This is a genomic window from Azospirillum thermophilum (assembly GCF_003130795.1).
In the GTDB taxonomy this organism is placed as follows: Bacteria; Pseudomonadota; Alphaproteobacteria; order Azospirillales; family Azospirillaceae; genus Azospirillum; species Azospirillum thermophilum.
In genome coordinates this window covers 475,001-485,834 of sequence record NZ_CP029353.1, presented here as the reverse complement: position 1 = coordinate 485,834, position 10,834 = coordinate 475,001, and the positions used below count along the sequence as shown (strand labels likewise).

General features: G+C 65.4%; 7 protein-coding genes, 1 tRNA gene, 2 rRNA genes and 6 pseudogenes (1 of these 16 only partly in view). 5 read left to right on the top strand and 11 right to left on the bottom strand.

All coding sequences use genetic code 11. The features are described 5' to 3' along the window. Positions 1 to 95 precede the first annotated feature (95 nt). From DEW08_RS33740 to DEW08_RS08335, 8 genes and pseudogenes are all read right to left on the bottom strand, one after another. Positions 96 to 314: pseudogene (locus tag DEW08_RS33740) on the bottom strand (hypothetical protein); the annotation flags it as partial. Between the two features lie 23 nt (positions 315 to 337). After that, on the bottom strand, positions 338 to 670 hold the full coding sequence (locus tag DEW08_RS30700; RefSeq protein WP_146214665.1) for a hypothetical protein: 333 nt from the start codon (positions 668 to 670) through the stop codon (positions 338 to 340). A gap of 218 nt (positions 671 to 888) precedes the next feature. Next, positions 889 to 1,830: an alpha/beta fold hydrolase gene (locus DEW08_RS08360; RefSeq protein WP_168220322.1), complete on the bottom strand. Its 942-nt coding sequence runs from the start codon at positions 1,828 to 1,830 to the stop codon at positions 889 to 891. A gap of 217 nt (positions 1,831 to 2,047) precedes the next feature. Beyond that, positions 2,048 to 2,563 (bottom strand): YajG family lipoprotein, encoded by a 516-nt coding sequence (locus DEW08_RS08355; RefSeq protein ID WP_168220321.1) that lies wholly within the window; start codon positions 2,561 to 2,563, stop codon positions 2,048 to 2,050. 272 nt (positions 2,564 to 2,835) lie between these two features. After that, positions 2,836 to 3,156: a nuclease domain-containing protein gene (locus DEW08_RS33735; RefSeq protein ID WP_109326152.1), complete on the bottom strand. Its 321-nt coding sequence runs from the start codon at positions 3,154 to 3,156 to the stop codon at positions 2,836 to 2,838. A 140-nt stretch (positions 3,157 to 3,296) separates the two neighbouring features. Further along, positions 3,297 to 3,683: pseudogene (locus DEW08_RS08345) on the bottom strand (integrase core domain-containing protein); the annotation flags it as partial. A gap of 30 nt (positions 3,684 to 3,713) precedes the next feature. Continuing rightward, a pseudogene (locus tag DEW08_RS33730) lies at positions 3,714 to 3,842 on the bottom strand (IS3 family transposase); the annotation flags it as partial. A 196-nt stretch (positions 3,843 to 4,038) separates the two neighbouring features. After that, on the bottom strand, positions 4,039 to 4,362 hold the full coding sequence (locus tag DEW08_RS08335; RefSeq protein ID WP_109326149.1) for a transposase: 324 nt from the start codon (positions 4,360 to 4,362) through the stop codon (positions 4,039 to 4,041). 139 nt (positions 4,363 to 4,501) lie between these two features. Between DEW08_RS08335 and DEW08_RS08330 the strand changes: the two genes are divergently transcribed. From DEW08_RS08330 to DEW08_RS08300, 5 genes and pseudogenes are all read left to right on the top strand, one after another. Continuing rightward, positions 4,502 to 5,101: a tyrosine-type recombinase/integrase gene (locus tag DEW08_RS08330; RefSeq protein ID WP_146214663.1), complete on the top strand. Its 600-nt coding sequence runs from the start codon at positions 4,502 to 4,504 to the stop codon at positions 5,099 to 5,101. 3 nt (positions 5,102 to 5,104) lie between these two features. Next, positions 5,105 to 5,854, top strand: a complete 750-nt coding sequence (locus DEW08_RS08325; protein ID WP_109326147.1) for a recombinase family protein — start codon at positions 5,105 to 5,107, stop codon at positions 5,852 to 5,854. A gap of 59 nt (positions 5,855 to 5,913) precedes the next feature. Beyond that, a pseudogene (locus DEW08_RS32155) lies at positions 5,914 to 6,869 on the top strand (IS3 family transposase); the annotation flags it as partial. Between the two features lie 143 nt (positions 6,870 to 7,012). Then, a pseudogene (locus tag DEW08_RS33725) lies at positions 7,013 to 8,244 on the top strand (IS3 family transposase); the annotation flags it as partial. Further along, a pseudogene (locus DEW08_RS08300) lies at positions 8,220 to 8,534 on the top strand (IS3 family transposase); the annotation flags it as partial. The pseudogenes DEW08_RS33725 and DEW08_RS08300, both read left to right, overlap by 25 nt. Before the next feature lie 123 nt (positions 8,535 to 8,657). Here the strand turns inward: DEW08_RS08300 and DEW08_RS08295 are convergent. From DEW08_RS08295 to DEW08_RS08285, 3 genes are all read right to left on the bottom strand, one after another. Next, a tRNA-Met gene (locus DEW08_RS08295) sits at positions 8,658 to 8,734 on the bottom strand. Positions 8,735 to 8,860: 126 nt separating this feature from the next. Then, positions 8,861 to 8,976 (bottom strand): 5S ribosomal RNA (gene rrf, locus DEW08_RS08290). A 204-nt stretch (positions 8,977 to 9,180) separates the two neighbouring features. Beyond that, positions 9,181 to 10,834: ribosomal RNA gene (locus DEW08_RS08285) — 23S ribosomal RNA — on the bottom strand (it continues 1,094 nt past the right edge of the window).

Sequence of the window (10,834 nt, the reverse complement as noted above, 5' to 3'; positions counted from 1 at the left end):
AAACTCGGTGGGGGACGGCAATTCCCCACGGACTGCGCCCGAAGGATCCCCAGCGTGCGCGAAAGTTCGCCATGGCGCGAGGCCAGAACGCACCGGGCATTGCCAGCGAAGGGCCCGCAGGCGAGCGCGCCGGCGACCATCTTTTGCCCGAAGGACGTAGTCCGCCGGCGCAGCATCATGGGCAACGGCGACGGCTCTGGCCCGTCTGCAGCCTCGGGACGGCCCCCAGCCCAATCGCGCCATGCCGCCCGGCCCTCGCGTCCCGGCGCCCAGGCCCACCAATCGAGAACGGAGAAGCGCAGACCGGCGCTCATCATCGACACGCTCACGCCGCCGTTCAATAGCTCGCGCGGTACAGACGCTTTTCGATTTCGTCTTCCAGCGCGTGGACGTTCTTGTTGTAGGCGCGGTGGATTTGGTCGCCCTGCTCCTTCAGGTTCGACGAACCGACATGGTCGATGCTGAAGCTCTCGTTCGAGTAGACGATGTTCACCGTCGCCGAATGGTCGCGCCACTTCTGCGTCGCCTGCATCAGACCCGGTCGGACTCGGTCCACATTCCAGCCGCGCGCGGTCGCCGCCTCATAAATGGTGCGTTCGATGGAACTGAGCGGCAGCTTTTGCACGGCGGCCGGAACAGCGTGCCCCTGCACGGAGTAGATGGGTTGCATGCGTTGGCACCCCCCCAAAACAAACGTCGCGGCCAGCAGAACGGCGCAAAGGCCGGGGCCGAAAGGGCGGAAATGCGCTGTCACGCTAAAACTCCAGTGCGCCGGTGATTCAAAGCAACCTTTCAGTTCGGGGTTCCTTATCACACACCGGAAAGAATGGGTAGGGACATTGGATTGCAACCATGAAACAAAAATGATAAGTTGCTCAGCGCACGCTTCTATTGCGCTTTCCGCTCGGCGGACGCCGCAATCCGGTCGGCGGCACACGCGCGGTTTGGCGCCAGCAAAAGCTGCGGACAAGCCTTGGCGCGCGCATCCGCGGCAGAGGGAAGATGCTGGCCCGGGCTCAGCATCCAGGCGGCAATGTCGGCGGTCACTCGACCGCCATTCAGAGACCGCATCAGCAAGTGCCGGCCATGGTCGTACAAGGCCAGCGTCGTCCCCGGAGCGGCGCCCGGCTGCGGCAGGCGCTCCAGCAGCGCGGCAACGCCATCCCGCGGCACGTGCCTGTCGAGATCGCCCAGAAGCACCAGTGTCGGAACGGCCACCGCCCCCGCTCCTTCGCGCGCGTTGCGCATCAGGGCGACGATCCCGGCCAGCGTGTCGAGGCGCGTGCGATGGATGATCAGCGGGTCCTCGCGCAGCCGTTTCAGCACGACCGGGTCGTCCGTGGACGGGTTCTCGACCGACAGCGGCGGCACGGTGAAGGCGGGGACCACGGTGCTGAGGGCCATGGCCGCGCTGTACAGCAACTCCGCCCGCGCGCCCTTCCCCCATATGGCCGGGGCCGCCAGCACAAGGCCGGCCAACAGGTTCGGTTCCGCCCGCGCCGCGGCCAGAACCGCGACCGCACCTCCCATGCTTTCCCCCAGCAGGAAGACCAGGACGCCGGAGTGGCGCTGGCGCGCCAGACGCGCAAGCGTGAGGAGGTCATTCGCCATGCGGTCGGCCCCGTACCAGAGGCCCCGCCGGCCAGCGCGGCCGAAGCCACGCTGGTCGATGGCGTAGGTCGTGATCCCGGATAGAGTCCAGGCGCGCGCCGGTTGGTCGAACGATCCGGCATAGTCGTTCATTCCATGGGCCGCAATTACGACCGCGCGCGTCTCGTCCTGCGCCACCCAACTGTGGATGGGGAGGTCCATGCCGTCGTCCGCGGTCATGACGTCCTGGCCCAAGGTCGGCAGTGCGGACTTTTGCTGCACCACGGTCGGGGCTGTGTCCGTCCCACAAGCCATGAGCAGCGCCATGACCGCGAGAACGAGAGCTATGCCGACCGCAAACCGCACACTCCCCCTCCTGGAAGCTTGGACTTAAGTGGTGGTGCGGGGCGCGAAAATCCAACGCCCTCCAGCGACCCGAGGAGGTGTGTCGGACGAATCAGCGCACGCCAATGACCGAGAGGAAGGCAGGGTTGTCCAGCGCCTGATCGACGGCGGCTTGCAGGCTGTCGTTGGTGATTTTCCGAAGCTCCTCGACCGAACCGAGGATGCCACCCGCCAAGCTTCCTTCGTCGGCGCGGTTGTCCGCGACGTCCTTGCTGTAGATCTGACGGCCCGACGTCTTTTCGATGACGGAGAACACAAAATCCGAATGGGCCTCGCGCCGCACGAGCTGGCTGGAGTCAAGCCGTTTCACGGTCAATTCGATGCCGTAGCTTCCCGCCCCAGGTGCAGCCAAGAGACCGCGGGCGCTGAGCCCGTCGAGAAACGCTTGGCGGACGACGTCCTTAACCGGAGCGGAAGCTTCCAAAGTCTTGATCGGGTTTCCGAATCCACCCCGAATGGCACCGATCCGGGTCGATGAATTTTTCCGGGAGTCTGTTACGCCAAACACTTCCACGGTCGGCTTTGCCTTCGGCAATGTCGCAGAGACAGCCGCCCTGTTGTAGGTCAAGTCCACAGCCGTGCTGCTGCATGCCGAAACCCCAAGGGCCAACACACAAGCCATCGTAGCGTTGAATCTCCGAACAGGACCAATCCCACGCACGCACACCTCCATCGCCACGCCGAATGTGTGAGCCCAATCCGGGCGCCGTCGGGAACGAAGAAAATGCAGATAATCGAGCGATGTCTACGGCACACAATCCTTTCTTGCGCCGGAAGTTCTGTCGGCATCAATTGCCCACTAACGGTCTTGACTTATCTGGAATCAAGGCTCGGTCCGGACTATACGAAGCAGCAGGCTGTGTCGGCTCGCCAAAGACATGCTCGCAGAGCAGTCGCTCGATCGTCCCGACCAGTTGCTCCGACGCCTCGGGATCCGCACGGATTGCCGACACGCCTTCGCCGAACCGCACCGGCGGGCCGGGATAGAGGATTGCCGCGTGGACAACCGCGCGCGCCATCTCCGCATACGATGGAGTCGCGGTAGGCATGCATCTTGTCGATGTCGTCCTTTTTGGGACGGGTCCCGTTGGCGTCATCGATCTTGTACTTCGGGTCGAGGAGCAGCAGCACCGGCGGCGCGCCGGGCCGCGTGACCTCCAGGGCAAGGTCCGGACGCTGCGTGTAGCTGACGCTGCGGAATGGTCAGGCGGCGCCGAAGCTGCGTTGCGGCACGAGCCTTAACCGCCGTCCATCCGTGCGCGCCAGATCGAGTGACCTGCCCCCACGTGGGACACCAGAGACTATGTTAGCCAAACACCGCCCGGCGGCTCCTGTCCAGTCCGGCGGAGCGTAGCGGAGCCGGGCTGGACAGGAGCCGGCACCACCGCGGCCGGCGCCGGTGGGCGGTAGCCGAGCGTGCTGTGCGGACGCACGGTATTGTAGGTGACGCGCCAGCGCTCGATGAGCACCTGGGCCTCGGGCAGGGTGTAGAAGATCTCACGGGCGAGCAACTCGTCGCGCAGCTTGCCGTTGAAACTCTCGTTGTAGCCGTTCTCCCACGGGCTACCCGGCTCGATGAACAGCGTCTTCACTCCGACCCGCTCCAGCCACTCGCGCACCGCCGTGGCGGCGAACTCCGGGCCATTGTCGGAGCGGAGGAAGTCCGGCGGACCGCGCTCGACGAACAGTGATCTTGCCCCGGTTGGGTGGACACAGGTTCACGCAGATCTTAGCTCGGCCTGTTCGGGGGTGATGTATCCGATGGCCGAGTGGGCGCGTTGGCGATTGTAGTAGGTTTCGATGTAGGCGAACACCTCCCGGCGCGCCTGGTCGCGGGTTTCGAACCGAGTACGGGAGCGACTGGCAGGCCATGGTGGTGACCATGAACGCGTCGGACCTCGACCAGAAGCTGTCGGTTGGCGGCGGCCCGCTGGCTTTCCGGCCGCCCACGCCACGCGTAGTAACCGCTGGCGGACACCTCGAGCACCGAGCACATAAGCCGGGTCGGGAACTCGTCCCGGTGGTCCTCAATGAAGCGGAACCTCATCTCAGTGTTTCCGAGAAGATGCTGATGGCCTTTTTTAAAATGTCGCGTTCCTGCCGGACGCGCTCCAGCTCGCGTCGCAGCCTCGCGATCTCCGCCGTCTGCTCATCCGGCTTGGCCGGCATGGCCGTGTCGGATACGGCAGGGGAACCAGACCGTGAGCGCGGCGGGTGGCCTTGGGCTACCCGCCGCCAGTTCCGCAGCACCGAGGCCTGCAGGCCCAACTCCCGCGCCACATGCTCCAGGGGCCGGCCGCTCGCTTCCAGCAGGGCAACAGCCTCACGCTTGAACTCGTCCGTGAAGGATCGCCTCGTCTTCGTCATCAGACACCTTCCCGCTCCACTCGGAGCTTAGCTGAGATGTCCACCGAACCGAGGCAAGATCACCCGGGCCCTCCCCACCCGGGAGATCACCCCACGTCTGGTCGACTCGGCCCGCCTGGTGCAGGCTGGTCTGGACCTGATGGCCGAGGCCGAGACCCGCTCCTACAGGAACCCCCGCACACGCGCTCTCGCCTTCCGTGACGGCCTTATGCTCGCCGTTCTGGCAATGCGCCCGGTCCGCATAGGCAATTGCGCGGGCATGACGTTGGACCGCCACCTGGAGTTCGACGGCGACCTTGTCCGCGTCCGCTTTCCGGCCGAGGAGGTCAAGACCCGCCGCCCGCTGGCGTTCCTGTGGCCTCCCGCCTTGGTGCCCGCCTTGCGGACGTACCTATCCATCCATCGCCCGACGCTGCTCGCGGAGCCCTCGTCGCAGCTCTGGCTGGGGCGCGTCGGGCCCCTGACGCGGGACGGCTGCATAGAAGCGATCCGCGCCGCCACACGGCGGACGCTCGGCATTGAGGTGCCGCCGCACTTTTTCCGCCACGCCGCCGCGACCACGGTCGCCTTGCACGACCCGGAGAATACGCCGATCATCACCTCCATCCTCGGGCACAGCACCCTGCGCACCTCGGAGAAACATTACAACATGGCCCGCTCGGCCAAGGCGGCGCGCGATCTCCAGACCACCGTCCGGCTGGAGCGCCGCAAACGCCCAACCGTCCATAAAGGAGCCTAAGCGATGCGAGCGGTGATCTACGCACGCTATTCCTCAGACCAGCAGCGCGCCGCCTCGATCGAGGACCAGGTGCGCCTGTGCCGCGAGCGCATTGATCGCGAGGGCTGGAGTCTCGTAAAGACCTTCGCCGACCGCGCGAAGAGCGGCGCGACGTTGCTGCGCTCCGGCATGCAGGGGCTGCTCGCCGGGGCCATGGCGGCCGAGTACGACGTCATCGTGGCCGAGGCGCTCGACCGCCTCTCGCGCGACCAGGCCGACGTGGCCGCCGTGTTCAAGCGCCTTCAATTCGCCGGCGTGCCGATCATCACTCTGGCCGAGGGCGAGATCACCGACCTCCACGTCGGCCTGAAGGGTACGATGAACGCGCTCTTCCTCAAGGATCTCGCGGATAAGACCCGCCGAGGCCTGCGCGGCCGTGTCGAGGCGGGCGCCTCGGGGGGCGGCTTGTGCTACGGCTATGACGTCGTGTCCGGCCCCGCGGGCGAGGGCCGCGGACAGCGCCGCATCAACGAGGCCGAAGCGGCGGTCGTGCGCCGCATCTTCCGCGACTTCGCCAACGGTCTGTCGCCCAAGCGCATCGCCCTGGCGCTCAACGGCGAGGGCGTTTCCGGCCCGTCCGGCGCCGCATGGTCGCCCTCGACCATCTACGGCAACCATGAGCGTGGCACCGGCATCCTGAACAACGAATTGTACATCGGCCGCCTGGTCTGGAACCGGCTGCGTTATCTCAAGGATCCGAACACCGGCAAGTGATCTTGCCTCGGTTCGGTGGACATCTCAGCTAAGCTCCGAGTGGAGCGGGAAGGTGTCTGATGACGAAGACGAGGCGATCCTTCACGGACGAGTTCAAGCGTGAGGCTGTTGCCCTGCTGGAAGCGAGCGGTCGGCCCCTGGAGCATGTGGCGCGGGAGTTGGGCCTGCAGGCCTCGGTGCTGCGGAACTGGCGGCGGGTAGCCCAAGGCCACCCGCCGCGCCCACGGTCTGGTTCCCCTGCCGTATCCGACACGGCCATGCCGGCCAAGCCGGATGAGCAGACGGCGGAGATCGCGAGGCTGCGACGCGAGCTGGATCGCGTCCGGCAGGAACGCGACATTTTAAAAAAGGCCATCAGCATCTTCTCGGAAACACTGAGATGAGGTTCCGCTTCATTGAGGACCACCGGGACGAGTTCCCGACCCGGCTTATGTGCTCGGTGCTCGAGGTGTCCGCCAGAGGTTACTACGCGTGGCGTGGGCGGCCGGAAAGCCAGCGGGCCGCCGCCAACCGACAGCTTCTGGTCGAGGTCCGACGCGTTCATGGTCACCACCATGGCCGCTATGGCAGCCCGCGCGTGCATGCAGCCCTCCGCGCGGAGGGCGTCGCCGCCAGCCGGGGCCGGGTGGCGCGTCTGATGCGCCGGCACGGCATCCGGGGTGCCGCCGCACGCCGGTTCCGGCCCGTCACGACCGACAGCCGCCATGGCCTGCCAGTCGCTCCCGATCTGCTGGGCCAAGCCTTCCAGGTAGCAGAGCCCAACCGGGTCTGGCTTGCCGACATCACCTACCTGCCCACCGCTGAAGGCTGGCTGTATCTGGCGGCTCTCCTCGACTTGGCGACCCGGAAGATCGTTGGATGGGCGATGCGCGACCATATGCGCGCCGAACTCGCCACCTCCGCCCTGGTCATGGCCATCCAGCGTCAACGGCCAGCCGTGGGCCTCGTCCAGCATTCCGATCGCGGCAGTCAGTATGCCTCCCGGGATTACCGGGACCTGTTGCAGGCGGCCGGGATGTGGGGCGCGGTACGGTTCGATGAGACACCCGGCTGCGGTAGATTGAACCGCAACCGGAGGTCATTGAGATGGACAAGGAACAGGGGGGTAAGCCCGAGGGGGCGCCGGAGCGCGCCCACCACGCTGGCTCAGGCGCCCCCTCGGGCGCGGACGCCAGCACGCCCCAACGCTTCTCCGCGGCGCGCAAGGTGGCGGCGGTCACGCGCCTGCTGCGCGGCGAACCGCTGGAGGTGGTCGCCCGCGAGCTGAACGTCACGGTGGCGCGCCTGTCGGAGTGGCGCGAGCGCGCCCTGGCGGCGGCCGCGTCCGCCATGAAGGAACGCGAACGCGACGAGCGCGATGAGGAGATCGCGCGCCTGAAGGCCAAGGTCGGCGAGATCACGATGGCCAACGAGCTGCTGGAGGAAAAGATCGCCGCCCTGGAGGGCAAACGCCCTTTGGCCCGACGGAGGCCGAGGCGATGAGCCGGACCACCTCGCCCTCCACCGGTCGCCCCTACGGTCTGGCCCGGGTTGCTCGGACGTGGCGGGTATCCCGCGCCACTGTGTATCGCCACCGGGCGGTCGGCCCGGCACCGATGCCCGGGCGCCGAGGTCCGCTCGGCCCCTGCTCGGATGCCGAGTTGGTCGAGCACATCCGCCAGCAGATCCTCGTCTCGCGCTTCCATGGCGAGGGATATCGCAAGATCTGGGCGCGTCTGCGCTTTGCGGGGATCCGCACCTCGGCCCGCCGGGTAAGGCGGCTGATGGGCGCACACGGGCTGCTGGCGCCGCATCGGGTCGGGCGGCGGCGCGCACGGGCGCACGACGGCACCATCGTCACCGAGACGGTGAACACGATGTGGGGCACCGACATGAGCGAGACGATCACCGTGGCCGAGGGCGTGGCGCGCGTCTTCATCGCGGTCGATCACGCCAACTCCGAGGTAGTCGGCATTCACGCCTCGAAAAGCGGCAACCGCTTCGAGGCCCTGGAGCCGGTCCGCCAAGGCGTGCTGCGCCACTTCGGCGCCATCGGCCCGGGCGTCGCGACCGGGCTGAAGCTGCGCCACGATCACGGCTCGAACCACATGTCCGGCGACTTCCAAGCCGAGATCACATGCCTGGGCATCACCAGTTCACCGTCCTTTGTGCGCGAGCCGGAGGGCAACGGCGTGGCCGAGCGCTTCATCCGGACGCTCAAGGAGAACTTCCTCTGGGTCCACACCTTCGACACCATCGAGGAGCTGCGCCGCGCTCTGGTCGAGTTCGCCCGCCACTACAACGAAACCTGGCTCGTCGCCCGGCATGGACACCGCACTCCGGCCCAGGTGCGCGCCGACCAACTTCGGGTTGATCAGCCGTCGTGCGCCGAGCTACCCTTGGCCGCCTGAAGAAGCCCAGCCGGGTGTCTCAAATCCGGGCCGCGGTACACCGGGACCTGTTGCAGGCGGCCGGGATGCGGCAATCCATGTCGCGCAAGGGCTGCTGCTACGATAATGCTCCCATGGAGAGCTTCTTCCACACTCTCAAGGTCGAGTTGGTCCATCGTACTCGGTTCGAAACCCGCGACCAGGCGCGCCGGGAGGTGTTCGCCTACATCGAAACCTACTACAATCGCCAACGCGCCCACTCGGCCATCGGATACATCACCCCCGAACAGGCCGAGCTAAGATCTGCGTGAACCTGTGTCCACCCAACCGGGGCAAGATCACACGGCGCGCTGGCGGGCGTGCTGGCGGTGTGCAGCGACGCCGACCCGAAACGTCGACAGCCCGCCTCGTTGGAGGCGGGCTGTCTGTATCGGTGGTTGCGGGGGCAGGATTTGAACCTGCGACCTTCAGGTTATGAGCCTGACGAGCTACCGGGCTGCTCCACCCCGCGGGAAGACCGTGGTCCGGCATCCGGCCGGAACGCGTGGGCGGCGTGGGTCCGGGGGAGGATCGGCATGACGATGAGAAGAGTGCGAACCCTGAGCTTGGGAGGACGGGGCCAACTTGTGCCGTGGTGACCTGGCGGCGACCTACTCTCCCACATCTTAAGATGCAGTACCATCGGCGCTGAGGCTTTTCACGGCCGAGTTCGGAATGGGATCGGGTGTTTGACACCTCGCCATGACCACCAGGTCACCGCGGCACAAGGATGCCTCACCGTCCGCCCCCGCTCGGGGATCGCGCTTGCCGGCGCGTGCCGCTGTCGTAGCGGCCCGGGCCCGGCGTTGCAAGTGTTTTTCGTCCAAGGACACGCCCCTCCAGGGGCGTCATCGACAAGGCGTCTGGCTGGCGCGTGCAGGCAGGCTTGCTGCTGCGCGCGGCGCCGGCTCGAAGGCTGAAATCAAGCCGCTCGAGCGATTAGTAAGGCTTAGCTTCAGGTGTTGCCACCCTTCCACACGCCTCCTATCGACGTGATGGTCTATCACGGCTCTTGTGGGGAGGTCTGGTTTAGAGGTGGGTTTCCCGCTTAGATGCTTTCAGCGGTTATCCCGTCCGCACTTAGCTACCCGGCTGTGCCACTGGCGTGACAACCGGTACACCAGAGGTGCGTCCATCCCGGTCCTCTCGTACTAGGGACAGATCCTCGCAAAACTCCGACACCCACGGCAGATAGGGACCGAACTGTCTCACGACGTTCTAAACCCAGCTCACGTACCACTTTAATCGGCGAACAGCCGAACCCTTGGGACCTGCTCCAGCCCCAGGATGTGATGAGCCGACATCGAGGTGCCAAACGACGCCGTCGATATGGACTCTTGGGCGTCATCAGCCTGTTATCCCCGGCGTACCTTTTATCCGTTGAGCGATGGCCCGTCCACGTGGAACCACCGGATCACTATGGCCGACTTTCGTCTCTGCTCGACTTGTCGGTCTTGCAGTCAGGCGGGCTTATGCCATTGCACTCGACGAGCGATTTCCGACCGCTCTGAGCCCACCATCGCGCGCCTCCGTTACTCTTTGGGAGGCGACCGCCCCAGTCAAACTACCCGCCATGCAGGGTCCCGGCTCCGGATCACGGAGCGCGGTTAGATGCCAGAGACCTCAAGGGTGGTATTTCAAGGGTGGCTCCACCCGAGCTGGCGCCCGGGCTTCCTAGCCTCCCACCTATCCTACACATGAGATCCCTAGCACCACTGCAAAGCTGTAGTAAAGGTGCACGGGGTCTTTCCGTCTGACCGCGGGTACTCCGCATCTTCACGGAGAGTTCAATTTCGCTGAGTTGGTGTTGGAGACAGCGGGGAAGTCGTTACGCCATTCGTGCAGGTCGGAACTTACCCGACAAGGAATTTCGCTACCTTAGGACCGTTATAGTTACGGCCGCCGTTTACCGGGGCTTCAATTCAAGGCTTGCACCTCTCCTCTTAACCTTCCGGCACCGGGCAGGCGTCAGACCCTATACGTCGCCTTGTGTGGCTTCGCAGAGCCCTGTGTTTTTAGTAAACAGTCGCCACCCCCTGGTCTGTGCCCCCCACAGGTGGTTGCCCACCCATGGGGCCCTCTTCTTCCGAAGTTACGAGGGCAATTTGCCGAGTTCCTTCAACACCATTCTCTCAAGCGCCTGGGTATGCTCTACCAGTCCACCTGTGTCGGTTTCGGGTACGGTCTGTACGGCGGGGCTGTTTCCTGGGACGGGTCCACAGCACGCCCAATCCGATAAGGGCGTACACGCTTTCCCATCCGTCACCTCCGCCAGGCCCAGGACTATTAACCTGGTTCCCATCGACTACGCCTTTCGGCCTCGCCTTAGGGGCCGGCTCACCCTGCGTGGATTAACCTTGCGCAGGAACCCTTGGACTTTCGGCGAGAGTGTTTCTCACACTCTTTGTCGCTACTCATGTCAGCATTCTCACTTCCGATACCTCCAGGCGGCCTCACGGACACCCTTCGCAGGCTTACGGAACGCTCCGCTACCACGTGATCTGACGATCACATCCGCAGCTTCGGTACACGGCTTGAGCCCCGTTACATTTTCGGCGCAGGCCGGCTTAAC